The sequence below is a fragment of the Deinococcus aetherius genome (assembly GCF_025997855.1).
In the GTDB taxonomy this organism is placed as follows: domain Bacteria; phylum Deinococcota; class Deinococci; order Deinococcales; family Deinococcaceae; genus Deinococcus; species Deinococcus aetherius.
This window is the reverse complement of the sequence record NZ_AP026560.1, coordinates 523,411-547,912: the sequence shown is the minus strand read 5'-3', so window position 1 is coordinate 547,912 and position 24,502 is coordinate 523,411. Positions and strand designations below refer to the sequence as shown.

The window sequence follows — 24,502 nt, the reverse complement described above, 5'->3', positions numbered from 1 at the left end:
ACCCCTGTGCTAGGCTGTGCCCACTGCGCCGTGGCTCCCTGCGAGCTGGGCGACACAATCCGTCTTTCCCGGGCCGCGCCCTCCCGCGTGGCCGCATCATTCAAAACCGCACCCGCCCCCTTTTCCCAACGGAACTTCCCAGCGGAACATCCTCCCCAACGAAGAAGGGCCCGACCAGGGGCAGGAGGCGACCGTGCGCCGGAGCATAGACCCACATGACCAACCCAGAGAAAACCTCCCGGAATCCCCAGCCCGGGCCTGAACAGGGTGAGACCCACCTCGAAGTCATCCCGCTCGGCGGCATGGGTGAGATCGGCAAGAACATCTTCGCGTACCGCTACGACGACGAGATCATGGTGGTGGACGGCGGCCTCGCTTTCCCCGACGCGCACCAGATGGGCATCGACCTGATCATCCCGCGCATCGACTACCTCCAGCAGAACGCCGCGCTGATCAAGGGCTGGATTCTGACCCACGGCCACGAGGACCACATCGGCGGCCTGCCGTACATCCTCCCCCGGCTGCCGCGCGTGCCCGTGTACGGCGCCCCCCTCACCCTCGGCCTCGTGCGCGAGAAGCTCGCCGAGTTCGGGGTCAAGGACGGCGACGTGGACCTGCGCGAGGTGGGCCTGAACGACAAGGTCCGCATCGGCAAGCACTTCCACGTCGAATTCATCCGTATGACCCACTCGATCCCCGACAACGCGGGGTACATCCTGACCACCCCCGTCGGTCGGGTGCTCCACACCGGCGACTTCAAGCTCGACGAGCACCCGAGCGACGGCCTGCTCAGCGACCTGCCGCGCATCGAGCAGGCGGGCAAAGACGGCGTCCTCCTCCTCATCAGCGACTCCACCAACGCCGAGCGCCCGGGCCGCACGCCGAGCGAGGCCGAGGTGGCGAAGAACATCGAGGAAGTCATCGCGAACTGCCGGGGCCGGGTCTTCCTGACGACCTTCGCCTCGCAGGTCAACCGCATCCAGAACATCCTCCACATCGCCCACCGCCAGGGCCGCCGGGTGGTCATGGAGGGACGTTCGATGCTGAAGTACGCCCAGGTCGCCCAGGCCCTCGGCCACCTGGAGACGCCCGACCCCTTCCTCACGAACGAGGAGGTCGGCGAGCTTCAGGACCAGCAGGTCTTGTACCTCTGCACCGGCTCGCAGGGCCAGCCCATGAGCGTGCTGTCGCGCCTCGCCTTCGGCACCCACGCCAAGATCGCGCTGCGGCGGGGCGACTCGGTGATCCTGAGCAGCAACCCGATCCCCGGCAACGAGGAGGCCGTCAACCTCGTCATCAACCGCCTGTACGAGATCGGGGTGGACGTGTACTACCCACCGACCTACCGGGTCCACGCCTCCGGGCACGGCTCACAGGAGGAGCTGGCGACCATCCTCAACCTCTCTCGGCCCAAGTTCTTCCTGCCCTGGCACGGCGAGCCCCGCCACCAGATCAACCACGCGCGGCTGGCGCAGACCCTCCCCCGCCCGCCCAAGCGCACCCTGATCGCCAAGAACGGGGACGTGGTGCGGCTCGGGCCGGACGAGTTCAAGGTCACGGGCACCGTGCCTGCGGGCGCCGTGTACGTGGACGGCCTGGGCGTGGGCGACATCAGCGACGAGATTTTGCTCGACCGGGTGAGCATGAGCCAGGAGGGCATCCTGATCATGACCGCCGTGCTGCACCCCTCCCCCCACGTCGAGATCGTCTCGCGCGGCTTCGTGCGCGCCAACCGCGACCTCGACAACCAGATCCGCAAGGTCGCCCTGGAGGCCATCGAGGGCGGCGTGCGCGAGAAGAAGCGGCTGGAGGACGTGAGAGACGACATGTACGGCGCGGTGCGGCGCTTCGTCCGCAAGGTGACGGGCCGCAACCCGGTCCTGATCCCGATGATCGTGGACTGAGCAGGACAGAGAGGAGGGGCCGGGGTGAGGGAAGCTCCGGCCCTCTGCTTTTGGCCTGGTGGACGGGCTCTTTACTCCTCTGCTGCGCAGCTCTGCGAGTCCCCCTTGAGGGGGGAGGCCGGGAGGGGGTGAACCGCAGACGACCTGCGGCGCAGCGGGAAGAGGGCTGCCTGGACATTCCAACTGGCCTTGGGACGCTATGCCTGCCCACCCCCTCCTAACCTCCCCCCTCAAGGGGGAGGAACTTTTGGTGCTCACCTCTCCAAGACCGTTCAGCCGCCCCCCAGCACAGCCCCCCTCTCCCCCCAGCGCAGCCTTGCCTACCTTCCACCGGCAACCCCGTGCGATAATGCCGCCCATGAGCGTGATCCCGTATGTGATCGAGCAGACCGGTCGGGGCGAGCGGATGTACGACATCTACTCGCGCCTCCTCAAGGACCGGATCATCTTTGTGGGCACGCCCATCGACTCCCTGATGGCGAACACCATCGTGGCGCAGCTGCTGCTGCTGGATGGTCAGAACCCCGAGCAGGAAATCCAGATGTACATCAACTGCCCGGGTGGCGAGGTGTACGCGGGACTGGCGATCTACGACACCATGCGCTACATCAAAGCGCCGGTCTCGACCATCTGCGTCGGGATCGCCATGAGCATGGGCTCGGTGCTGCTCATGGCGGGGGATAAGGGTCGGCGGCAGGCGCTTCCGAACAGCCGGATCATGATCCACCAGGGCTCGGCGGGCTTCCGGGGCAACACGCCGGATCTGGAAGTGCAGGCCAAAGAGGTGCTGCACCTGCGTGACAAGCTGGTCGAGATTTACCACCGCCACACCGATCTCCCGCACGAGAAGCTGCTGCGCGACATGGAACGCGACTACTTCATGTCGCCAGGTGAAGCCCAGAAGTACGGCCTGATCGACACGGTGATCGAGCACACCCGCGTGACCGAGGGCGCCCTGTGACGGGCCGCAGCGTGGGCGGGGACCGCTGCTCCTTCTGCGGACGGCAGCACCCCCAGATCGCGCAACTGATCGAGGCGCCGGGCCGCGCCGCCTTCATCTGCAACGAGTGCACCGAGCGGGCCCACGAACTCGTCAAGCAGAACAAGACCAAGGGGAGCGAGTTCAGCCTCGAGGAGCTGCCGAGCCCCAAGGAGATCAAGGCGTACCTCGACGAGTTCGTGATCGGGCAGGACGAGGCGAAAAAGGCGCTGGCGGTCGCGGTCGTCAGCCACTACCAGCGCCTCGCGCACCCCGACGTGAACCTCCAGAAGAGCAACATCTTGCTCATCGGGCCGACGGGGACGGGCAAGACGCTGCTCGCTGCCAGCCTCGCGGAGATGCTGGAGGTTCCCTTCGCCATCGCGGACGCGACCACGCTCACCGAGGCGGGGTACGTCGGCGACGACGTGGAGAACGTGATCGTGCGTCTCTTGCAGGCCGCCGAGTACGACGTGGCCGCCGCCGAGCGCGGGATCATCTACATCGACGAGATCGACAAGATCGCGCGCAAGTCGGAGGGCACGTCGATCACCCGTGACGTGTCGGGCGAGGGCGTGCAGCAGGCCCTCCTCAAGATCATCGAGGGCACGGTCGCGCAGGTGCCTCCGCAGGGGGGCCGCAAGCACCCGCAGCAGGAACTCGTGCAGGTGAACACGAAGAACATCCTGTTCATCGTGGGCGGCGCCTTCGAGAGCATGAGCGAGATTGCCCGCGCCCGCACGAACGTCCGCGCGGTGGGCTTCGGCGCCGAGCACAAGGGCGAGGAAAAAGAAGAGCTGCGCTTCCTGCCCGAAGACCTCGTGAAGTTCGGCCTGATTCCCGAGTTCGTGGGCCGTCTGCCGCTCGTCGTGCAGCTTCAGGACCTCGACGAGGACGCGCTCGTGCGCATCCTCACCGAGCCGCAGGGCGCCATCGTCAAGCAGTACCAGGCCCTCTTCGGTTTTCAGGACGTGGACCTCAGCTTCACCGAGGCAGCGCTGCGGGAGGTCGCCCACCGTGCCAAGGAGCGCAAGACGGGAGCGCGCGGGCTGCGGGCGGTGCTGGAAAAGGCGATGACCGACCTGCTCTTCGAGCTGCCCCTCGAGGGGCTGCGCGAGTTGCGTTTCGACGCGGGGAACATCGACCACCCGTTAAGCCTGATTGAGTCTAAGGGACTCAAGAAGTCTGCTTAAAAGCGAGATAGGTTACAGCCACCTCCCGCCCACGTCCTTACAATTGGGGACATCGTGGGCGGGGTGTCTTTTCCTGAAGGTCACGCCAGCGGTGGATGTGACCTCAGGCGGGCACCCCGCGTTGAACTCACCTCTTCCCGGGCTTTGCAGCCCGGTGCCAAGGAGCAAGCATGATCTGGGAACTTCCCGTAGTTGCGCTCAGAAACATCGTGATCCTGCCCGGCATCACCATGAACGTCGATGTGGGGCGTCCCAAGAGCAAGCGTGCCGTGGACGAGGCGCAGGCTTCGGATCGCCGCGTCCTGCTGCTGACCCAGCGTGACGCCCGCACCGACGACCCTACCCGCGCCGAGCTGTACGACATGGGCGTGCTGGCCGTCGTCAAGCAGGTCGTGCGGATGCCCGACAACACCTATCAGGTGCTCGTGGAGGCCCAGGAGCGCGCCCAGGTGACGGGCGAGGTGCCTGCCGCCTACCTGCGGGTGCGCGCCGAGACAATTCCCGCCGCCGAGGCCCTGGGCGAGCTGGAGGCGCGCGAGGTGCAGGTGATCGCGGGCGAGGTCAAGTCGGCCTTCGAGGAATACCAGCGCCAGAACAAGAACCTGCGGCTGGACAACTACCAGCTCGAGGGGCTGAAGAACCTCAACGACCCCGGCGCCCTGGCCGATTCTGTCGCGCACCACGCCACCTGGACGCCCGAGGAGAAGCAGGAGGTCCTCTCGGCGGCCTCGGCGCGTGCCCGGCTGGAGGCGGTGCTGAAGTTCCTGACGCGCGACAGCGAACGCTTCAATATGGACAAGAAGATCGCGGGGCGCGTCAAGGAGCAGATGGACGCCAACCAGCGCGAGTACTACCTGCGCGAGCAGATGAAGGCGATCTCCAAGGAACTCGGCGGCGGCGAGGACGGACCCGCCGAGGTCGAGGCCCTGCGCGAGAAGATCGAGGCCGCCGGGATGCCCGAGTCGGTCAAGGACAAGGCCCTCAAGGAACTCGCCCGCCTGGAGCGCACGCCCGGCGGCAGCCCCGAGAGCACGGTCGTCCGCAACTACATCGACTGGCTGACCGACGTGCCGTGGAGCAAGCGCGACGAGGAAATCCTCGACATCGCCCGCACGCGCGACATCCTCGACGCCGACCACTACGCGCTGGGTGACGTGAAGGACCGCATCCTGGAGTTCCTGGCCGTGCGGCAACTGACGCACAAGGACGGCGAGACCGAGGAGCAGCGCAGGGAGCGCACCGCCGAGGAGCGCATCGAGGACGGCGAGCTGCGCGCCCCGATCCTGTGCCTGGTGGGCCCTCCCGGCGTCGGCAAGACCTCGCTGGGCAAGAGCGTGGCCCGCAGCCTGAACCGCAAGTTCGTCCGCATGGCGCTGGGCGGCGTGCGTGACGAGGCCGAGATTCGCGGCCACCGCCGCACGTACATCGGCTCGATGCCCGGCCGGATCATCCAGGCGATGAAGTCGGCGGGTGTGACGAACCCGATCATCCTGCTCGACGAGATCGACAAGATGAGCAGTGACTGGCGCGGCGACCCCTCCAGCGCGATGCTGGAAGTCCTCGACCCCGAGCAGAACCACACCTTCCAGGACCACTACCTCGAAGTGCCCTACGACCTCTCGCAGGTCATGTTCATCACGACCGCGAACACCCTCCAGACGATCCCCCGGCCGCTGCTCGACCGCATGGAGGTCATCCAGATTCCGGGTTACACCCAGCCCGAGAAGGTGGAGATCGCCAAGCGGTACCGGGTGCCCCGGCAGCTCAAGAGCCACGGCCTGACGGGTAAGCTGGAGATCACCGACGCCGCGCTGAACCGGATCGTGGAGGAGTACACCGCCGAGAGCGGCGTGCGCAACCTCGACCGCCAGATCAGCAAGCTGACCCGCAAGGCGGCGCGCGAGCTGCTGGAAAAGCCCTGGGAGGGCCTGCGCGTCTTGGACGCCGCCGATGTTCCCGCTTACCTGGGGGTGCCGCTGCACCGCCCGGACAAGATGGAGAAAGAACCCCAGGTCGGCGTCGCGCAGGGCTTGGCGTGGACGAGCGTGGGCGGCACGATGCTGGTAGTCGAGGCCCTCGCCACACCCGGCACTGGCAAGATCAGCATGACGGGCTCGCTGGGGGACGTGATGAAGGAGAGCGTCTCGGCGGCCGTCGCCTACCTGCGGGCGCACGCCCACGAGTACGGCGCGGACCCCGAGTTCCACAAGAAGCTCGACCTGCACGTGCACTTCCCCGACGGCGCGACGCCCAAGGACGGCCCCAGCGCGGGCATCACGATTGCGACCGCCGTCATCAGTGCCGTTACCGGGCGCCCCGCCCGCATGGACGTGGCGATGACGGGCGAGATCAGCCTGCGTGGCCGTGTGCTCCCCATCGGCGGACTCAAGGAGAAGCTGCTCGCGGCGCACCAGGGCGGCATCCGGGAAGTTATCTTCCCCAAGGACAACGAGCCCAACCTCCAGGAAGTGCCCGAGAGCATTCGCGGTGAGCTGCGCATCCACACCGCCGAGCGCGTGGGCGAGGTGCTCGACCTCGTGCTCCTGCCCGCCCCCGAGACCGAGCAGCCCGCCACGATTCCGCCCACCCAGGGCCGGGACGTGACGCAGCCGGGAGCGTAAGGGAAGCGGTCAGCTCTCAGCAGTCAACGATCAGCAAAAGAAGGAACGCCCCCAAGTCAACGGGGGCGTTTCTCTTTTTGGTCAGTGGCCGCTCGTCGCCTTGAGGCCCACGATGGCGACGACCATCAGGGCGAGGAAGACGAGGCGGGAGAGGGTGGCGGGCTCCTTGAAGAGGACGATGCCGAGGACGGCGGCACCCACCGCGCCGATGCCAACCCAGACGCCGTAGGCCGTGCCGATGGGCAGAGTCCTGGCCGCGAGGCCGAGCAGGCCGATACTGCCGACCATGCTGGCGACGGTCAGCACCGTGGGCAGGGGGCGGGTGAAGCCCTCCGTGTACTTGAGGCCGACAGCCCAGCCGACTTCGAGCAGCCCCGCGACGACGAGCAGAATCCAGGCCATGACGTGACACCTCCCCCGTGTCCGCGCCGTCTTGTCGTGACCGGGTACGGCGGTGCTCTCGTCCGGAGTTCCGCCCCTCGGGGCGACTGGGAAGCAGTTTAGCGGAGGGGTGTCAGCAGAACGCGAGCGGTGTGTAAACGGGCCCTTACACTCCGTTCCTAGCGGCTGTAGACCCGGTAGCGGGCGGTGATGTCGTAGGTCACGCAGGGGGCCTCGCCCGCCCGCACCGGGGCCACGCAGACGGTCAGCTTGCCGCCGACGCCTACGGTGTCGGGCCGGTCCTGCGCGGCCACGTCGCTCAGCTTGCCCAGGCGCCCGGTGAGTTCGACGGCCTCGTAGCTCCCAGAACTCACGGCGCGGTGCATGGGGTCGTCTCCGGGGTTCACCAGGGGCGAGAGGGGGAGCCAGCGGCCCTTGCCCCGGTTGTCCCTGGCGTACAGGGACGCCGAGACACGCGGGATGAAGTAGAAGGTGCGGGCGCCGGGCCAGCGTTCCTTGAGGGCGAGAGGGAGCCGGACGGTGCAGCTCGGGTAGGTCTCGTCCAGCAGCAGGAAGTTCACGCGCGGCGTCTTGAAGTAGGTGTCGGCGCAGGTCAGGGAAACTCTCTCACGGGGGACGCGGACGGTCCGGGCAGTCTGGGCCTGGACCAGACCAAACACACTGAGGGCGAGCAGGGCAAGGCGTCGCTTCATGGGCTGTCCTCCTGAATGAGTTCGACCTGAACGGTCCCGTCGGCGGCGGTGAAACTGCAACTGAAGTCGGTCGGCCCGTGGCCGGGCCAGGAGACCCACCCGTCCCAGCGTTTGCCGTCGGCGCTCGCGCTGAATTGCCCGGCGGCCTCACGCCCCTCGGGGTAACGCAGGTCGGCCTGACCGAGCCGCGCCCCCACCTCGGCCCGGCAGCGGTCCATCAGCGCGGAGTTGGAGATACCGCCTGTGGTGTCGTCGTTCACAGCGGGGACCGGGCGCAGGAACACCACCGCCGCGATGACGGGGAGGAAGGGCAGCGCCCAGCGGACGGGGAGCCACCAAGGTGACTTCGGCGGACGGAGTGCGGCCCGCACCTCCCGGCGGTAGGCGTGCCGGGCCAGTTGATGACGGGCGCGTTCTTCCCTCTCTTCCAGGGCGCGGGCGGCGGCGAGTTCCTCGGTCTCGATCCGCCTCCTCTCCTCGTCACTCAACATACTCAACAGAGTGACCCGCTCAGGGGAGTACCGTCATCCTTCCAAAGAAGGAGGCGGAGGGCCGACGCGTGCCAGCCCTCCGCCATTTCCTGTTTGTCGCTACACGCCCAGGTACGCGCTCCTCACCCGGTCGTCGCCCAGCAACTCGCCCTGACTCCCCTGGAGCGAGACGCGACCACCTTCGAGCACGTAGCCCCGGTGCGCGATGCCGAGCGCGGCAAAGGCGTTCTGCTCGGCGAGGAGGACGCTCACGCCCGCCTGATTCACCCGCTGCACCGCTCCGAACACCTGCTCCACCACGAGGGGCGCGAGGCCGAGGGACGGTTCATCGAGGAGGAGGAGTTGCGGGCGGGCCATCAGCGAGCGGGCGATGGCGACCATCTGCTGCTGCCCGCCCGAGAGGCTCCCGGCGGGGGCGGCGCGCTTCTCGACGAGGGCGGGAAAGAGGGCATAGACCCGCTCCAGTTCCCGCGCGGTCCCCGTCCCGTCCCGGCGGTGGACGAAGGCCCCCAGCCGCAGGTTCTTCTCGACGCTGAGGTCGGGGAAGAGGAGGCGGCCCTCCGGGCACTGGGCGACCCCGTGCGCGACGTTGTGCTCGGGTTTGCCCCCCGTCAGCGGCATCCCGTTCCAGGTCGCCGTGCCGCCCGACGGGCGTTGCAGGCCGCTCAGGGTGCGAAATAAGGTGCTCTTGCCCGCTCCGTTCGCCCCCAGCAGGACGACGATCTCGCCGGGATTTACCGTCAGGTTGACCGCGTGCAGGGCGGTGAAGTGCCCGTATTTGACGCTCAGGTCACGGACCTCAAGCACGGGGGGCCCCCGTGGTGGTCGCCGTGATCGTCTGCCCCATCTGCCCGCCGTGCGCGTGGCCGCCCAGGTACGCCTCGATGACGGCGGGATCGCGGCTGACCTCCCCCGGGGTGCCCTGCGCGATCTTCTGGCCGTGGTGGAGCACCACGATCCCGTCCGCGAGGCCCATCACCAGGCTCATCTTGTGCTCCACGAGGGCGACGGTCAGGCCGCCCGAGACGAGTTCGCGGATCAGCGCCATCAGGTTCACGGTTTCCTCGGGGTTCATCCCGGCGGCGGGCTCGTCGAGGAGGAGGAGTTTGGGATCGCTCGACAGCGCCATCGCTATGCCGACGCGCTTCTGGCCCTCCTGGGTCAGTGCCCCGGCGGGCCGTCCGGCCTGCGCGGCGAGGCCCACCCGTTCCAGGGCCCGCAGCGCCCCGGCGCGGCTCTCCTCCTCGTCGCGGCGCTCGCGGCCCGTGCGCAGCAGGGCGTCGAGGAGCCCGGCGCGGGTGCGGACCCGGTGCCCGATCATCGCGTTGTCGAGGACGCTGAGTTCCTTGTAGATCGTCGTGGTCTGGAAGGTGCGGGCGATGCCGCGCGAGACGACCTCGTGCGTCCTCAGGCGGGTGATGTCCTCACCCTGAAAGCGGATGCGGCCCGAGGTCGGTTTGTAAAAACCCGAGATCAGGTTGAAGAAGGTGCTCTTCCCCGCCCCGTTCGGCCCGATGATCGCGGTGATGTGCCCCGCCGGGATGGTCGCCGTCACGTCCCGCACGGCGTGGAGACCCCCGAAGCGGATGCCGAGGTCCTGAACCTCAAGCATGATCCACCGCCCTCTCGGTGCGGGCCTGCACCCGGCGCGCACTCCACCGGTCCCACAGCCCGGCCAGCCCCTGCGGCGCGAACAACACGAGCAGGACGAGCAGCGGCCCGAACACGATGTACTGGTAGTCCTGGAGGCCCTTCATGAATTGCAGCGCCACGTAGATCAGCGCCGTGCCGAGCAGTGGGCCCGCGAGCGTTCCCACCCCACCGACAAGCAGGTACAGCAGGATCGTGAAGGTCGTGGTCGGCCCGGTCACGCCCGAACCCAGGAACCCCACGTAGGCCGCGTACACGCCGCCCGCGAAGCCCGCGATGGCCGTCGAGAGCATCAACGCGCGCAGCTTGTGGGTGAAGACATCGATTCCCGCGCTGCGGGCAAGGTCTTCCCCGCCCCGGATGGCGACGAGCGAGCGCCCGAAGACGCTGCCCCGCGCCCGCGCCACGATCAAGACCGTCAGCGCCAGCGCCGCGAGCGCCACGTAGTAGAAGTTCGCCGACTTCGAGAAGTCGATCCCGAAGAGGGAGGAGGCGGGCGGCACCCCGTTCAGGCCGTCGTTGCCGCCCGTCAGGTCGTCCCACTTGTTGATGATCAGGGCGATGATGACGCCCACGCCGAGCGTGAAGATGGCGAAGGCGTCCCCCTTCGTGCGGAAGGCGACGAGGCCGAGCAGGAGCCCGCCGAGCGCGGAGACGATCACGGCGGCGGGCCACGCCAGCCAGAAGTTCCACCCCTGCTTCAGCGTCAGGATGCCCACCGTGTACGCCCCGATGCCGAAGAAGCCCGCGTGCGCCAGCGGCAGTTGCCCGGTGTACCCCAGCATCACGTTCAGGCCGTAGGCGAGCATCGCCCAGATCATCGTGTTGATCGCCACGTCGAGGACGTACCCGCCGGGCCTGAAGAGGGGCAGCAGCGCCGCCAGCGCGAAGACGGCGACCCAGCCCCAGAGGCCGAGGTGGAGACGGGGCCGGGTCACGTCCCCCTCCGGAACAGCCCCTCGGGCCGGATCGCCAGCACGAACACGAGGGCCGCGAAGCCGATCACGTCCGCGAAGTCGAGGTTGATGTAAAAGCCCCCGAAGACCTCCGCGAAGGCGAGCAGGAAGGCCCCCACGATGGCCCCCGGCACGCTCCCCATCCCGCCCAGGATGATGATGGCGAAGACCTTGAGGTTCATCACCTCGCCCATGCTGGGGGCGACCGAGATGATGGGCGCGATCAATGCGGCGGCGGCGGCGGCCAGGGCCCCCGAGATGGCGAAGGTGAGCATCCCGACCCTATTCACGTTGATCCCGACGAGCCGGGCGCCCTCGCGGTTCTGGCTCATCGCCTCGATGGTCGCTCCCGTCAGGGTGCGTTTGAGGAAGAAGTTCAGCCCCAGCATCACGAGGAAGGAAGCCAGGATCACGAGGAGGCGCTGCCAGGTGATGATCACGCCGCCTGCGTTCAGGATGCCCGGCACCGGCTCGGCGATCTGCTTGAAGTCGGGACCCCAGATGAGTTGCACGGCGGCCTCCAGGAAGAACAGCACCCCGATGGCGGCGATCATCGCGTGGACGTGGGGGGCGTTTCTCAGCGGATAGAACACCAGCCGCTCCAGCACCGCCGCGAGCACGGCTACCCCCACCGCCGCGAGGAGCAGGGCGGGGACGTAGCCGACCCCCAGCCCGGTGAGGATCGCGTAGGTGAAGTACGCGCCGAGCATGTACAGGCCGCCGTGCGCGAAGTTGGGCACCCGCATCACGCCGTAGACGAGGGTCAGGCCCAGCGCGACGAGGGCGTACACGCCGCCCAGCGCGAGCGCGTTGAAGAGTTGTTGCAGGAAGAGGGTCAAGGCTTTGGCTCCCGGTCAGAGGGGACCGCGCCCCTCGTGGTGACGGGACGCGGTGGCGGGGTCGCTGAGGTCAGGTCCTTCCGGGGGCCTTACTTGTAGACCTTGTTCACGCGCAGGCGGCTATACTTGCCGTCCTTCACGCTGGCGATCAGGAACTCGGCGTCCACGTGCCCGCCGGGGGTCACGCCCGTCAGCTTGTAGACCGTCTTGTTCTGCGGCAGGGCCTTGGCGGCGGCGTTGAGCTGCGCCCGGATGGCCTGCGGGTCGTCGGTGGTGCCCGCGAGTTCCATCGCCTTGGCGATCACGTTCATGCCCATGTAGTTCAGGGCCGCCTCGCTGGTGGGAATCTTCTTGTAGGCGCGCTGGTACTGGTTCACGAAGACCTGGGTGCCCGGGAACTCCTTGGTGGGCAGCACGCCGACCGAGCCGTCGAGGTAGGCGCGCGGCACCACGGTGTCCATCTGCTCGAACTTCGCCTGGTCCATCACGATGAAGCCGCCCTTGAAGCCCTGCTCGCGCGCCGCCTTGATCACGAGCGCGGTGGGCTGCGAGGGCCCGCCGATGAACAGCACGTCGGGCTTCTCCGCCAGAGCCTTGGTCACGGCGCTGGAGTAGTCCACCGTGGTGGCGTAGTCCACCCCGTTGTTCGCGCCGACGGTGCCGCCCTGCTTCTTCCACTCCTCGGTCACCGCCTCGGCCCACTGCTTGCCGTAGGCGCTCGTCGTGCCCACCATGCCCAGCTTCTTGCCAAACGCCTTCATCTGGGTGCTCACGAAGGGCTGGAGGTAGTTGTCGTATCTGGGCGGCAGCATGAAGGTCATGGGGTTGTTGGCCGCCAGGATCTTCGGCTCGCTGGAGTACGCGACCAGCAGGAAGTTGGGGTCGCGCGTCGTCAGCGGCTGAACCGTCAGGATGCCGCCCGCGTGGGGCACGAACACCACGTTGATCCCCTGCGAGGTCAAGCGCCGCACGTTCGTCGCCGTCTCGTTGGGCAGGTAGCGGTCGTCCAGGCTGACCAGCTTGAAGGTCACCTTCTCGCCCTTCACGTTGACGCCGCCCGCGCGGTTGAGTTCACCTATCGCCATCTCGATGCCGCTCTGCACGTCCTTGCCGTAGAAGGCCGCGCCGCCGGAGAGAGGACCGCTGTAGCCGATGTTCACGACCTTGTCGGCCAGGGCCGAGCCCATGCCGAGGGCGAGCAGGAGGGGAAGGAGGGTGCGGGTGTGCTTCATAGGGGACCTCCGGCGTGGGGCACGGCACGGGATGCCCGGAGGCAACGGGAAAACGTGCGGCCCTGAACGCAGTTCAAGTTATGTGTGCCCGTCATGCTGGCACGGGTAGGGGGGGGTGTCAATTCCCCTGCCCCCATTTCACGCCTGCCCTGGAAGCGGTTCAGAGAGGAGACGACCGCACTCTCCTCGTCCTCTCCCCTCAGTCCCGCGCGTCCGCCGCCTTGCGCAGCGGCAGGTACTTCGGCACCCACGAGCGGCGACGCACGAAAGCCTCCAGCTCGTCGTCGGTCAGGTTGCGGATGCGACGTTCGGCACACACGCCCTCGTCGATGGCGCGGCGGGCGACCCGGACGGCCACCCTCATGCTCACCTCGCGCAGGCACGAGATGGGCGGGTACACCCGGTCCCCGTGCGCCCTCGTCTCGTCCGCGAGGGTCAGGGCCGCCTCCATCACCATGCCGTCGGTGATCTCGCGGGCGCGGCTGATGACGGCCCCGAAGCCCAGCCCGGGGAAGATGAAGGCGTTGTTTCCCTGCCCGACCGGGTACATCCTGCCGCCGTACTCGATGTCGGGAAAGGGGCTCCCGGTGGCGATGATCGCTGCGCCCGCCGTCCAGCGCAGCACGTCGCCGGGCTGGGCCTCGACGTTGCTGGTCGGATTGGAGAGGGGGAAGACGATGGGGCGGGGCGTGTTGGAGAGCATCGCCTCCACCGTGAGTTGCCGGAAGAGGCCGGGCACGCCGGTCAGGCCGAGGAGGGCGGTCGCGCGGGCGTTCACGACCGTCTCGTGCAGGGTGGGCCACTCGCCCGCGACCTCCCAGCCCGCAAGGTCTCCCGGGTGTTTGGCGAAGGAGAGCTGGTGGTCTTCGAGGGGCTGGCCGTGGGTCAAGAGGCCGTAACGGTCCACCACGAAGATTCGGGCGTTCGCCTCCGCGTAGGTCAGGCCGTCGCGCATCAGGCCCTGCCGGATGGCGCTCGCCACCCCGATGCCGCCCGCCCCCGCCCCCACGACGACGAAGACCTGATCGTGCAGGCTCTCGCCCTTGAGACGGCTGGCGCCGATCAGCCCGGCGAGGGCCATCGCCCCCGTGCCCTGAATGTCATCGTTGAAGCTGGGCACGACCCGCCGGTAGCGTTCGAGCACCCGGAAGGCCGTGCCCCGCGCGAAGTCTTCCCACTGGATGATCGCCTTGGGGTAGCGCGCGGCCACTCCCTCCACGAAACGGTCGAGGAACTCGTCGTACTCAGGGCCCGTCAGCCGCCTGTGGTGGACGCCGAGGTAGAGGGGGTCGTCGATCAGGTCCTGGCGGTCGGTCCCCACGTCCAGTTCCACGGGCAGCGTCTTGTCGGGCCCCACGCCGCCCGCCGCCGTGTAGAGGCTGAGCTTGCCTATCGAGATCGCCATGCCGCCGAAGCCCTGGTCGCCGATGCCGAGGATGGCGCTCGAATCGGTCGCCACGATCATGCGCACGTCGTTGAGGGGCACGTTCTCCAGCAGTTCGTCCACCCGGTCGATGTCTTCCGTGCTCACCGACAGGCCGCGCGGGTAGCGGTAGATGTGGGAGAAGATGCGGACCGCCTCGCCCACGGTGGGGGTGTAGAGGATGGGCAGCATCTCCTCCAGGTGGTCGGCGAAGATCGCGTAGAACAGCACCTCGTTGCGGTCTTGCAGGGCGCGCAGGTACTCGTGCTTTTCCAGGTCGGTCGTCTGCTGGAGGTAACGGAGATAGGTGCGCTCCTTCTGCTCCTCCAGGGTGCTCGTGTGGGGGGGGACCAGGCCCTCCAGCCCCAGGGCGCGGCGTTCCTGGCGGGTGAAGCCGGTGGACTTGTTCAGCAGCGGGATGTGCAGCAGCGAGAAGCCGGTCACGTTCACGTCGAGGAAACGGTGGCCGTCTTCGTCGCGCCGCACATCGTAGTAGCGGGAGACGCGGCGGGCTTCGGGCATAACTGGAGCAGCTTAGCTCGGGTGCGTTGAACGGGGTTCAGGCACGTATCGCACGGAAGGCACGCCAAGAGGGTCACGCAGTCATCCGTCGAACAGGTGCGGGTAGACGACCCGGACGGTCTGAGTGGGGGCGAGATCGACGGCAATCCAGGTAGCTACGTCGGGCTCACCGTTCTCCCCGATCACGACGTGCTTCCAGGCGACGGCCACATGAGCGTGGCACACCTCCCCCACGTGCAGCGGGGGGTAGCCGACCTGGAGCCCACGTTCATTCAAGTGGGGCGGTCGGTGCCCGTGAGCCAGGGCTCGCCATCCTCAGACGGGGAATACCAACGCCTCGGCAAGGTGAACCACTCGTTTTGGCCCAGGTAGGCCAGATCGATCTCATTGCCGGTGCCCACGCAAACGTCGATCTCGCCGCCCTGCCAATGCCAGGCGTCCACGGTAGCCCCGGAGTCATAACCCGCAGTCTGGGAAAGAATCGAAGGACCGGGATCGAGCCAGAAACAACGGAACAACAACTGCTCTCCGTCCGCCATGTCTTGCAGGGCTTCCACCTGCCAGAGGACGCCGTAACACATCTCGACGGATTGCCCGGGCAGCAGGTCCGGGTCGATAAGCAGGTCAGAGTCGATGGTGCCCATCCAGAACGAGACTCGGAAGGTCTCGGAGGTCCACTCTGCCCGTCGAAAAGACTCCAGCGGGACGGGGAACAACTGACCCAACTCCACCGTTGCCTGCCCCAGGACAGCCTCCAACTTCAGCACTCCGAGCGGCGTCTCGATGGTGGGTCCAGCCGTATCCTCCATCCGGTTAGCCTCTCCCCCTCTCCGCCCACCGCTCCCGCAGGGCCTCGAAGTTCGCGTCGATCCGCTCCTGGGGCAGCACCACCTGGGTCGTCGTGCCGTGCCCGATCTCGTCGCCGAGGTCCGAGACGGCGCGCAGGCGGCAGAAGATGCGGCGGCCCTCCACCCGCTCGCAGGTGGCGGTGACCGTGACCGTCATGCCGGGAAGGGCGGAGGCGGTGTGCCGGACCTCGACCGCCGTGCCCAGGCCGCCCTCGCCGTCCTCCAGGAAGGGGAGGATGACCAGGCGGCCCGCCTCCTCGAAGTGGCGGGCCATCCAGTAGGTCGCGTAGACGGGGTGGACGGGGCCGAGTTGCTCGAACTGCACCGTCATCTCGCCCGTGACGCGGACAGTGAGGGTCTGGGCGAAGCCGGGCGGGATGGGGCGCATGGGGGGAGCGTAGCAGCGGCCCGCCTGAGCGTGAAGGAAAGGCGCGGCCGGGGTGGCCCGGACGTTCGCGACCCGCCCCGTAGACTGCCCGCATGAAGCTCGCGGACCTGTTCACCCTGATCCGGGAGGCGGCGCTCGCCTTCGGGCAGGACAAGGCGCCCCGACTGGCGGCGGCCATCGCGTACTACGCCCTGTTCAGCCTCGCGCCCCTGCTGCTCTTCGCGGTGGCGGTCGCCGGGTTTTTCCTCTCGGACGAGACGGTGGTAAGCAACCTGTTGGGCCCGGGCAGCTTCGTCGCGCAAAACCTGGGGGAGCAGGCGGCGGGCTTCCTGCGCGAACTTGTCTCCAATCAGGAGGGCCTCCAGCGCGGGTCACTCGTCGCCACCAGCGTGGGGTTCGTCACCCTCTTCCTGGGTGCCACGGGCCTCTTCGTGCAGCTTCAGGACGCGCTGAACAGCATGTGGGGCGCCGACCCGGGCCCACCGCAGGGCGTGCTCAACATCGTACGGACGCGGGTGGTGTCTTTCCTGCTCATCCTGGGAATCGGGCTGGTGCTGCTCGCCTTCCTGGGCCTGAACACCTACCTCGCGTCGGTCGCGCAGCGGCTCGGGGACATCATCGGGGCCGGAGCCTTTTTCGTGCGGCTGGGCACCGTCGCGCTGGGATTGGTGCTGCTGACCGTGGTGTTCGCCGCCGTGTACAAGCTGCTCCCCAGCGTGCGGCTGGAGTGGCGCGAGGTCTGGGTGGGGGGAGCCGTGACGTCGGCGCTCTTCACGGTCGGTCAACTCCTGATCGGTCTGTACCTCGGGCGGGCGGCGCCGGGAAGCGTGTTCGGGGCCGCCGCGTCGCTCGTGATCCTGATGTTGTGGATCTATTACAGCGGCATGATCTTCTTCTTCGGCGCCGAGGTGACCTGGGTCTACTCGCAGAAATACGGCACCCGCGCGGGCGGCGCCGCCAATATCGGCAAGAAGCGGGCGGTGGCCGCGCAGGGGGCGGACATCGACACGCGCCCCAGCGATCAGGAGCAGGAGGCCGCCGCCCAAGCGTCTCCCGAGAACCCGGTTCAGGACGCGCGGGGCCGGGTCCTCGGCGTACCGCTGCCCCGTTTTCCCGGCAGGCGCCGCGCCGGTCCACCCTCCCCCACCTCATCCTCCCGTCCGGAGCCCGCCCTGCCCGGGGTGGGGGCCGCCCTTTGGAACGCCGTGACCGCCGTGCTCGCCATTCCGGCCGTGCTCGTGTTGCGGGTGCTGGGGCTGCGGGGAGGGAAGAAGGGGTAGGGGTGGGAGGACCGCCCCTGTCGGTACGATGGCCCTATGACGCCTGGCAAGCGGCCAATAAGACAGAACCGTCGAGACATCCTGCGAGCTTTCTTCGTCCTGGAGCGTGAGACCGGGCGGACGGCGTTCAAGTACAGCGAGGAGCTACGCAAAAAGGCTCCGCACGTTGATCCAAGTACGCTGGGTAAGGAAGGCAGAAGTCATTTGTACGCCCTCTCCTCTCTTGGTAGGCAACGGGTCAAGGAGCCAGGGTTAGACAAGGACTGACTTCGGCGCCGTTGTTGCAGCGACTTCAAATCTCCGTCACCGGATACGTCAGCGTCCCCTCGTAGATCGCGCGGCCCACGATGGCGCCGTGAATGCCCTCCTCGGCGAGGAGGCGCACGTCGCCCTGCGTGGCGACGCCTCCGCCCACGATCAGGGTGTTCGTCCACAGGCGACGCACGGTGCGCATGAGTTCGCGGTCGAGGCCCCTGAGGGTGCCGTCGCGGGTCACGTCGGTGAAGATCAGGGTCTCCAGGCCCACCCCCGCGAGCGTGGGGGTGAGGTCGGCGACCATGAGCCCGCTTCCCTGCGCCCAGCCGTGGGTGGCGACCTCCAGGCCCCGCGCGTCGAGGCTGACGACGACCCGTTCGGAGCCGTGAGCGGCGATCAGGTCCCGCACGAGCCCCGGGTCGCGGACGGCGGCGGTGCCGATCACCACCCGGCTCACGCCCGCCCCCAGCAACTCCTCCGCCGTCTCGCGGTCGCGGATACCGCCTCCCACCTCGACCTTGACGCCCGACTCGCCCAGTTCGGCGGCAATCTCGCAAATGATGCCCCGGTTCTCGCCCCGCCCGGTCGCGGCGTCGAGGTCCACCAGATGCACGAGGCCCGCGCCCAGCCCGGCCCAGTGGCGGGCGGCGTCGAGGGGCGAGTCGAAGTACACCGTCTCCCGGTCGGGGTCACCCTCGTACAGGCGCACGGCGCGGCCCGACTGGATGTCCACGCAGGGGATCACGAGGGGAACGGGGGAGGCGGCTGCGGTCATGCCGGGCAGGATAACGCGCTCCTCCCCGCGTGCCTTCCCCGCCGCCGCCCGCTACACTCCGGGGGACGTGCGCATCGGGATCGTCACCGCCACCTACCTGCCGTCCCGCAACGGCGTTGCCACCAGCACCGCTCTGTACGTGCGCGGCCTGCGCGAGCGCGGCCACGACGTGCGCGTCTTCGCCCCGCGCCACCCCCAGGCCCCGGCGCACGAGGAGGGCGTCTACCGCCTGAACTCCTCCTTCGCGGGGGCGCGGGCGCTTGGGGCCCCGGCGGACTACCCGGTCATGCTCGCCCCGGGGCCGCTCCTGACCGCCCGGCTGCCGCTGCGCGACCTCGACGTGCTGCACACCATGCACCCCTTCCTGGCGGGAAGGCTGGCCCTGAAGTGGGCGCGGCTCTCGGGGGCCCCGGTGGTCTTCACGGCTCACACTCAATATGACCAGTACCTGCACTACGCGCCCATGCCGAAAAGGGTGGGCCGCGCGATGCTGCGCCCGCACGTCTCGGCCTTCGCGCGGCGGGTGGACGCGGTGCTCGCCCCGGGCCGGGCGATGGTGGAGATGCTGCGCGAGTACGGCTACGGCGGCGAGGTCCACCTCTTCCCCAACCCGGTGGACCTCGCCGCCTTCGCGCGGGCACGGGGCGAGGCGTTCCGGGCCGAGCATCACGTCCCGCAGAACGCGCCTCTGGTCATGTACCTGGGTCGCCTCGCCGCCGAGAAGAACCTGGGCGTGATGCTGCACGCCTTCGCGCAGGCCCAGGCGTCCCGCCCGGAGCTGCGGCTGCTCGTCGTGGGCGACGGCCCGGCGAGGGCGGAGGCCCTGGCGAGCGCCCCTGAAGGTGTCACCTTCAGCGGCCCCATCCCCTACGCCCGGGTGCCAGAGGCGCTAGCCGCCGCCGACGCCTTTCTCACCGCGAGCACCTCGGAGGTCCTCCCCATGAGCATGATCGAGGCGCTGGCGGCAGGCACCCCGCTCGTGGCCGCGCACAGCCCTGCCGCCCTGGACCTCGTGCGGAGCGGGCTCAACGGCATTGTCACCGACCCGACGCCGGACGCGCTGGCCGCCGGGCTCCTGGGCGTGCTGCGTCCCGACCGCCTGCCCGCCCTGCAAACCGGGGCCCGTGAGAGCGCCCGGCACTACGACCTGCGCGTGCGCGCCGCCGCGCTGGAGGAGGTCTACGCGCGGGCGGTGGTGCGTGGGCGGGGCCGCGTTCATCGGTCCATATGACGCCGGAAAGGATGAGCCCCCGAAACGCCGCGCCTCTGTCCGGTTCCGCCTCCTCGCGCTCCTCATCGTTCAGGCGGCCTGGCTCGTCGGCCTCCTCATCCTCGCGTTGAGGGATGAGGGGGACTTTCCCTCCGTCGTGGGGCTCTCGGTCTGCCTGCTGACCTCGGCGGGCCTGGCCTACCTGCTCAGTCGGTCCTGATCAGTGGGTACAGGGCGAGCAGGAATAGGGCCACTGACCTGACTTGACGCCCACAACAGCAAAAACCCCCGCTCGCGGGCGGGGGCTTCCTGATCTGGTGCCGAGGATGGGATTTGAACCCACACGCCTCGCGGCGCTAGTCCCTGAAACTAGTGCGTCTACCAATTCCGCCACCTCGGCTTTCGTTGGTCCGCCCACTGGGGGCGCGTTTCAGGCTTGCTTACTTTAGCGGTGAGCCCGGGGGCTGTCAACGGGTAGGCCACCTGGCCGACGGCACAGCCGCGCGGGAGGATGGGGAGGCCTGTCCTCCCGCTTGCTCCCCGGAAACGGGAGCGGGCCGCCCCTCGACCCGAGGGACCGCCCGCCCGACGATTCCCCTTACTGCACCAGACCGAGCTTGCGCACCTCGTCGCGCTCCTCGATGAGTTCCTGGGCGGTGGCGTCCATCCTGCGGCGGCTGAAATCACCCACGGAGAGGCCCTGAACGATCTCGTACCGGCCGCCGCTGCACCGCACCGGGAAGCCGTAGATCAGCCCTTCCGGCACCCCGTAGGAGCCGTCACTGGGAATGCCCATGCTGACCCACTCGCCCTCCGGGGTGCCCAGCGCCCAGTCGCGCATGTGGTCGATGGCCGCCGACGCCGCCGACGCCGCGCTGCTCGCCCCGCGCGCCTCGATAATTGCCGCGCCGCGCTTGGCGACGGTGGGGATGTAGGTGGTCTCGTACCACTCGCGGTCCACGAGGTCGAGCGCGGGCTGGCCGCTGACCGTCGCCTGCGAGAGGTCGGGGAACTGGGTGGAGGAGTGGTTGCCCCAGATCGTGATGTTCTTGATCGCGCTGACGGGCTGGCCCGTCTTCTCGGCAAGCTGCGAGATGGCGCGGTTGTGGTCGAGGCGCACCATCGCGGTGAACTGTTTGGGATCGAGGTCGGGCGCGTTCTGCTGGGCGATCAGGGCGTTGGTGTTGGCGGGGTTGCCCACCACGAGGACCTTCACATCGCGGCTCGCCACAGCATTGAGCGCCTGGCCCTGCGGCTTGAAGATGCCGCCGTTGGCACCGAGGAGGTCGCCGCGCTCCATCCCGGCCTTGCGGGGCATCGCGCCGACGAGGAGGGCATAATCGGCGTCCTTGAAGGCCACCATCGGGTCGTCCGAGGTCACGATGTCGGCGAGCAGGGGGAAGGCGCAGTCGCGCAGTTCCATCACCACGCCGTTGAGGGCCTTGAGCGCGGGCGTGATCTCCAGCAGTTGCAGGATCACGGGCTGGTCCTTGCCGAGCATGTCCCCGGCGGCGATGCGGAAGAGCAGGCTGTAGCCGATCTGCCCGGCGGCGCCGGTCACGGCCACGCGGACGGGTTGCTTGGTAGTCATCGTCATGGGCTTTTTCCTCCTGAAGGTGAGTTCGGGCCAACAATAACGCGGGGGGAGGGGTGGAGGTGGGGGGCGTTCCCCGGGGGGAGACAGGGAGGAAGGGAGGCCGAGACGGACCTCTCCTACTCCAGAAGGAATTCCTGCGGCTCGCGTTCCGAAAAGATGACGGCGAGACCTTCGCGCAACTTGGCCCGCTCCGCATCGTCAAGTTCCAGGCGTAGTCGGAAGCCGTTGACCCCAAATGCTTCTGCTCCCCTGGGCGAGAACTGGAGCGTCAGGAAGCCGTCGCGCAACACGCAGGACGACATGTCGTCGTAATGGACGACCGCCGCGTTCCAGACCGGACAATATAGGTGTCCGTTCCCCTGCCCTGCTCGTCAAGTTCGCTCCCCGGCAAGGCTCGCTGAAGCTCCAACACCTGCTCTTGCCGTTCGGGGTCGTCCGCAAGCGCAACGAGGAACGGATCAACGTCTTCCATCGCTTCTACCGCACAGGCCGTCACCGTTATTTCTTCCAGTTCCATCAATCGGTCCTCCGTGAGCGTCATTCCACACGCCCCAGCCCCTCGATCACCCGCTCACAGCGGGGCGGATCAATCGTCAGCCCCGTCTCCAACCCCGAGAGCCAGTAGTCCACCGTGCGAACGTAGGCCCAGGCGAAGGCCCGTCCGGCGTCCACTTCTGCGGACTCGACGAGGCGATCAAGCGCCCACCGCACCCCGGCCCGTGCCTCGATCTCCTCCAGCCGCCACCACAGCCACTGGGCCAGGCCGTACTCCACGTCCCCGGCGAGGGTCTGGGGGTCGATCACCAGCCACGGCTCGCTCGCGGCCCGCAGCACGTTCCCGTCGTGGATGTCCCAGTTGACGAGCAGGTTCCCGGCCGAAGGGGCGAGGTGGCGGGCCAGTTCGCGCGCCCGCTCCACGACCTGCCGGGGGAGGGGACGACCCTGCCGCTCCCAACGCTCGGGGAGGGTCGCCTCGATCCGCTGCACCACCGTCTTTAGTGAGGGAAAGTCTGCGGGTGCCGGGACGGCGAGGCGCCTGAGCAGACTCCCGGCCACACGCAGAGCTTCTTCGACCCCAACGCTCCCCAGCGTCGCCGTGCTGTCCAGGCGTTCGAGCAGCAGCGCGTGACGCTCCATATCCGCCCGCAGCAGACGCACCGCCCCCCGACCGTTCCACAACGAGAGCGCCGTTACCGCCCGATGAAAGCTGCCGTCCTCGTCCGGCCAGGTGACCTTGAGGACGGCGGGCGAGTCGGTGCCGCGAACGGCGAATACCAGGCCCCACTCCCCGTGCATCGCGGGGCTTTCCACCTCCAAGTTCCACAAATTGCACAGCTCGCCCACCCGCCCGGGCAGTGATTCGATCCACGCGCGGCCCGCCTCGCCGGAGCGGGCGACGGTCCTCTCTGCGAAGGCGGCGGGAACGGCGATCATCGCCCGACTGTAGCCGAGCGGAGTATCAGCCCTGCCGGGTTTCGACCTGACCCGCCCGCCTCCACCCCACCGCACCCACCACCGCCGCGAGGCCCACGCTGCCCGCGACGAGGGGAACGACGCCGGGCCAGCCTCCCGCCTCGTAGGCGTGCCCGGCGACCACGCTCGCGGCGGCCCCCCCGCCGTAGTACGCGAGATGGTAAAGCCCGGTGGCGAGGCTGCGCGCCCCCGTCACGCTGCGCTGCACGGCGGCGAGGGCGGCGGACTGGGCCAGGAACACGCCGCACGCCCCCGCCGCCACCCCCGCGACCACCAGGGGCAGGGGCGCGGCGAGGGTGACGAGCAGGCCCGTGATGCTGAGGGCCACGGCGGTCAGCAGGCCGGTGCGTGGACCGCGCGAGGCCAGAAACGGCCCGGCGACCGGCGTCACGACCACCCCAAGGAGGTAGACGGCGAAGACGGCCCCCGTTCCCGCCGTGCTCAGGTTGTAGGGTGCGTCGTCCAGCCGCAGGGTGAGGGTGTTGAAGGTGCCGACCAGGGTGAAGAGGATCAGGAACCCGACCCCGCAGGTGGCGAGCAGGGCCGGGTTACGCAGGTGAGCGGCGAACCCGGAGAGGACCGCACGCGGGTCACGGTGCGGGGTAAACCTCGTCTCGCGCGGCAACCCGGCCCCGGCGAGGACAAAACCCACCAGGGACGCGGCGGCGAGCAGCCAGAACGCCGCGTGCCAGCCGAAGGGGGCGGCGACGAGTCCGGCCAGGAAACGGCCCAGGAAACCTCCCAGCACCGTGCCCGTCACGTAAGCGGTCAGGGCGCGGGCCCGGCCAGTCTGGGGAACCTCCTCGGCGATGTAGGCGTTCAGGGCCACCATCACCCCGGGAATGAGGAGGCCCTGGGCGAAGCGGGCGGCGTTCAGGAGGGGCAGGCTGGGCGCGAACGTGGCGAGGACGGCGGGCAGGGCGAGCAGGGCGAAGGCCCCCACCACCGTTCGCCGTCGTCCCCAGGCGTCCGCGAGGATGCCCACGACCGGGGAGGCCAGCGCCATCGCCAGCGTCGTCGCGCCCACGACAAGGCCAATTTCCGCCGCCCCGACCCGGAACTCGCGCGCCAGCAGGGGCAGGAGGCTCTGGGGCGCGTAGACGTTGAGGAACACGAGCGTCCCCAGCGCCGCGAAGAGGAGGGGGTGGGGGCCGGGCCTCAAGGCAGCCCGACCAGCCCGAGGGAATTGACCAGGGCGAGCGGGACGCCCAGTTCCGCCGCCCGCCCCAGGTCCGGCACCCCCGGCGGCCCGGCGAAGAGCAGCGTGGCCCGCGCCTCCAGCCCCACGCTGCCCGTGTCGTCGAGCCGGGTGAGGAGCGCGTCGAAGGTCCAGTCCTGCGCCCACAGCCGCTTGAGGGCGTGCAGAGCGGCGGTGCCGGGGGGCGTCACGCGCGCCGTCTCAACTTCACGGGAGCCGGGGCGCCGGACATGCACTTCGCCACTCGTCAGCCCGGCGTTCCCCAGCGCCCGGTAGAAGAGCTGCACCGCGTCGTCCGAGAGGTAACTCGTGCGTATGAGGGCCTGGGCACGTTCGGCGAGGGCTTCGAGGAGATCCTCGTCGATGCGGCTCGGCTGGATCGGCGCGAGGAGATTACGCAGTTGCTCGGGCAGGTTGGCTCCCCGGTAGAAGCCCTCCTCGAAAGCGGGCGGCACCACCATCCCGGCGGGCAGGCGGGCACCGTGGGCGGCGAGGCGGCGGGTCTCCGCGCCCACCAGCGTGTCCGGGAAGCGCGCGGCCTCCGCGAAGGTCAGCATGGGAGAAAGCTTAGCGC

24 protein-coding genes, 1 tRNA gene and 1 riboswitch are annotated in these 24,502 nt (G+C 68.7%); of the genes, 6 read left to right on the top strand and 19 right to left on the bottom strand.

What is annotated here, in order from left to right; all coding sequences use genetic code 11:
- Positions 1 to 215 precede the first annotated feature (215 nt).
- From DAETH_RS02900 to lon, 4 genes are all read left to right on the top strand, one after another.
- Positions 216 to 1,904 carry a ribonuclease J gene (locus tag DAETH_RS02900; RefSeq protein ID WP_264776435.1) on the top strand — a complete coding sequence of 563 codons (1,689 nt, stop codon included), beginning with the start codon at positions 216 to 218 and terminating at the stop codon, positions 1,902 to 1,904.
- A gap of 349 nt (positions 1,905 to 2,253) precedes the next feature.
- Positions 2,254 to 2,865, top strand: a complete 612-nt coding sequence (clpP, locus tag DAETH_RS02895; protein ID WP_264776434.1) for an ATP-dependent Clp protease proteolytic subunit — start codon at positions 2,254 to 2,256, stop codon at positions 2,863 to 2,865.
- Positions 2,862 to 4,076 (top strand): ATP-dependent Clp protease ATP-binding subunit ClpX, encoded by a 1,215-nt coding sequence (gene clpX, locus DAETH_RS02890; protein WP_264776433.1) that lies wholly within the window; start codon positions 2,862 to 2,864, stop codon positions 4,074 to 4,076. Before clpP ends, clpX begins: the two co-directional genes overlap by 4 nt.
- A 170-nt stretch (positions 4,077 to 4,246) precedes the next feature.
- Positions 4,247 to 6,697 (top strand): endopeptidase La, encoded by a 2,451-nt coding sequence (gene lon / locus DAETH_RS02885; RefSeq protein WP_264776432.1) that lies wholly within the window; start codon positions 4,247 to 4,249, stop codon positions 6,695 to 6,697.
- Between the two features lie 81 nt (positions 6,698 to 6,778).
- Here the strand turns inward: lon and sugE are convergent, their stop codons facing one another.
- From sugE to DAETH_RS02825, 12 genes are all read right to left on the bottom strand, one after another.
- Entirely contained in the window at positions 6,779 to 7,099 is a 321-nt protein-coding gene (gene sugE / locus DAETH_RS02880; RefSeq protein WP_264776431.1) for a quaternary ammonium compound efflux SMR transporter SugE, read from the bottom strand.
- Between the two features lie 20 nt (positions 7,100 to 7,119).
- Positions 7,120 to 7,189, bottom strand: a riboswitch (guanidine-III (ykkC-III) riboswitch).
- A 68-nt stretch (positions 7,190 to 7,257) separates the two neighbouring features.
- On the bottom strand, positions 7,258 to 7,791 hold the full coding sequence (locus DAETH_RS02875) for a hypothetical protein (RefSeq protein ID WP_264776430.1): 534 nt from the start codon (positions 7,789 to 7,791) through the stop codon (positions 7,258 to 7,260).
- Positions 7,788 to 8,282, bottom strand: coding sequence for a hypothetical protein (locus DAETH_RS02870; RefSeq protein ID WP_264776429.1), 495 nt, complete (start codon positions 8,280 to 8,282; stop codon positions 7,788 to 7,790). The genes DAETH_RS02875 and DAETH_RS02870 overlap by 4 nt, the downstream gene beginning before the upstream one ends.
- A 99-nt stretch (positions 8,283 to 8,381) precedes the next feature.
- Positions 8,382 to 9,089: an ABC transporter ATP-binding protein gene (locus DAETH_RS02865; RefSeq protein ID WP_264776428.1), complete on the bottom strand. Its 708-nt coding sequence runs from the start codon at positions 9,087 to 9,089 to the stop codon at positions 8,382 to 8,384.
- Positions 9,082 to 9,894, bottom strand: coding sequence for an ABC transporter ATP-binding protein (locus DAETH_RS02860; protein WP_264776427.1), 813 nt, complete (start codon positions 9,892 to 9,894; stop codon positions 9,082 to 9,084). Before DAETH_RS02860 ends, DAETH_RS02865 begins: the two co-directional genes overlap by 8 nt.
- Positions 9,887 to 10,870 carry a branched-chain amino acid ABC transporter permease gene (locus DAETH_RS02855; RefSeq protein ID WP_264776426.1) on the bottom strand — a complete coding sequence of 328 codons (984 nt, stop codon included), beginning with the start codon at positions 10,868 to 10,870 and terminating at the stop codon, positions 9,887 to 9,889. The genes DAETH_RS02860 and DAETH_RS02855 overlap by 8 nt, the downstream gene beginning before the upstream one ends.
- On the bottom strand, positions 10,867 to 11,727 hold the full coding sequence (locus tag DAETH_RS02850) for a branched-chain amino acid ABC transporter permease (protein WP_264776425.1): 861 nt from the start codon (positions 11,725 to 11,727) through the stop codon (positions 10,867 to 10,869). Before DAETH_RS02850 ends, DAETH_RS02855 begins: the two co-directional genes overlap by 4 nt.
- Before the next feature lie 89 nt (positions 11,728 to 11,816).
- Positions 11,817 to 12,959: an ABC transporter substrate-binding protein gene (locus DAETH_RS02845; RefSeq protein ID WP_264776424.1), complete on the bottom strand. Its 1,143-nt coding sequence runs from the start codon at positions 12,957 to 12,959 to the stop codon at positions 11,817 to 11,819.
- Positions 12,960 to 13,158: 199 nt separating this feature from the next.
- Positions 13,159 to 14,904, bottom strand: a complete 1,746-nt coding sequence (locus DAETH_RS02840; protein ID WP_264776423.1) for an NAD-dependent malic enzyme — start codon at positions 14,902 to 14,904, stop codon at positions 13,159 to 13,161.
- An 81-nt stretch (positions 14,905 to 14,985) separates the two neighbouring features.
- Positions 14,986 to 15,114, bottom strand: a complete 129-nt coding sequence (locus DAETH_RS02835) for a hypothetical protein (protein ID WP_264776422.1) — start codon at positions 15,112 to 15,114, stop codon at positions 14,986 to 14,988.
- 62 nt (positions 15,115 to 15,176) lie between these two features.
- Entirely contained in the window at positions 15,177 to 15,713 is a 537-nt protein-coding gene (locus DAETH_RS02830; protein ID WP_264776421.1) for a hypothetical protein, read from the bottom strand.
- Positions 15,714 to 15,717: 4 nt separating this feature from the next.
- Positions 15,718 to 16,140, bottom strand: coding sequence for a thioesterase family protein (locus DAETH_RS02825; protein ID WP_264776420.1), 423 nt, complete (start codon positions 16,138 to 16,140; stop codon positions 15,718 to 15,720).
- A gap of 92 nt (positions 16,141 to 16,232) precedes the next feature.
- Between DAETH_RS02825 and DAETH_RS02820 the strand changes: the two genes are divergently transcribed.
- Positions 16,233 to 17,420, top strand: a complete 1,188-nt coding sequence (locus tag DAETH_RS02820; protein ID WP_264776419.1) for a YihY/virulence factor BrkB family protein — start codon at positions 16,233 to 16,235, stop codon at positions 17,418 to 17,420.
- 292 nt (positions 17,421 to 17,712) lie between these two features.
- On the opposite strand, the gene hisA is transcribed toward DAETH_RS02820, so the two are convergent.
- Complete coding sequence (gene hisA, locus DAETH_RS02815; protein WP_264776418.1) at positions 17,713 to 18,450, bottom strand: 1-(5-phosphoribosyl)-5-[(5-phosphoribosylamino)methylideneamino]imidazole-4-carboxamide isomerase; 738 nt, start codon at positions 18,448 to 18,450, stop codon at positions 17,713 to 17,715.
- Positions 18,451 to 18,517: 67 nt separating this feature from the next.
- On the opposite strand from hisA, the gene DAETH_RS02810 reads away from it, so the two are divergent.
- Positions 18,518 to 19,681, top strand: coding sequence for a glycosyltransferase family 4 protein (locus DAETH_RS02810; protein WP_264777377.1), 1,164 nt, complete (start codon positions 18,518 to 18,520; stop codon positions 19,679 to 19,681).
- Positions 19,682 to 19,975: 294 nt separating this feature from the next.
- Here the strand turns inward: DAETH_RS02810 and DAETH_RS02805 are convergent.
- The 6 genes from DAETH_RS02805 to DAETH_RS02780 all read right to left on the bottom strand — a co-directional run bounded on the left by DAETH_RS02805 (position 19,976) and on the right by DAETH_RS02780 (position 24,485).
- Positions 19,976 to 20,060, bottom strand: a tRNA-Leu gene (locus DAETH_RS02805).
- 198 nt (positions 20,061 to 20,258) lie between these two features.
- Positions 20,259 to 21,251, bottom strand: coding sequence for a malate dehydrogenase (locus DAETH_RS02800; protein WP_264777376.1), 993 nt, complete (start codon positions 21,249 to 21,251; stop codon positions 20,259 to 20,261).
- A gap of 122 nt (positions 21,252 to 21,373) precedes the next feature.
- Positions 21,374 to 21,547, bottom strand: coding sequence for a hypothetical protein (locus DAETH_RS02795; RefSeq protein ID WP_264776417.1), 174 nt, complete (start codon positions 21,545 to 21,547; stop codon positions 21,374 to 21,376).
- Between the two features lie 247 nt (positions 21,548 to 21,794).
- Positions 21,795 to 22,691, bottom strand: coding sequence for an aminoglycoside phosphotransferase family protein (locus DAETH_RS02790; protein WP_264776416.1), 897 nt, complete (start codon positions 22,689 to 22,691; stop codon positions 21,795 to 21,797).
- A gap of 25 nt (positions 22,692 to 22,716) precedes the next feature.
- Positions 22,717 to 23,892, bottom strand: coding sequence for an MFS transporter (locus DAETH_RS02785; protein ID WP_264776415.1), 1,176 nt, complete (start codon positions 23,890 to 23,892; stop codon positions 22,717 to 22,719).
- On the bottom strand, positions 23,889 to 24,485 hold the full coding sequence (locus DAETH_RS02780; protein WP_264776414.1) for a hypothetical protein: 597 nt from the start codon (positions 24,483 to 24,485) through the stop codon (positions 23,889 to 23,891). The genes DAETH_RS02785 and DAETH_RS02780 overlap by 4 nt, the downstream gene beginning before the upstream one ends.
- Positions 24,486 to 24,502: the final 17 nt, after the last annotated feature.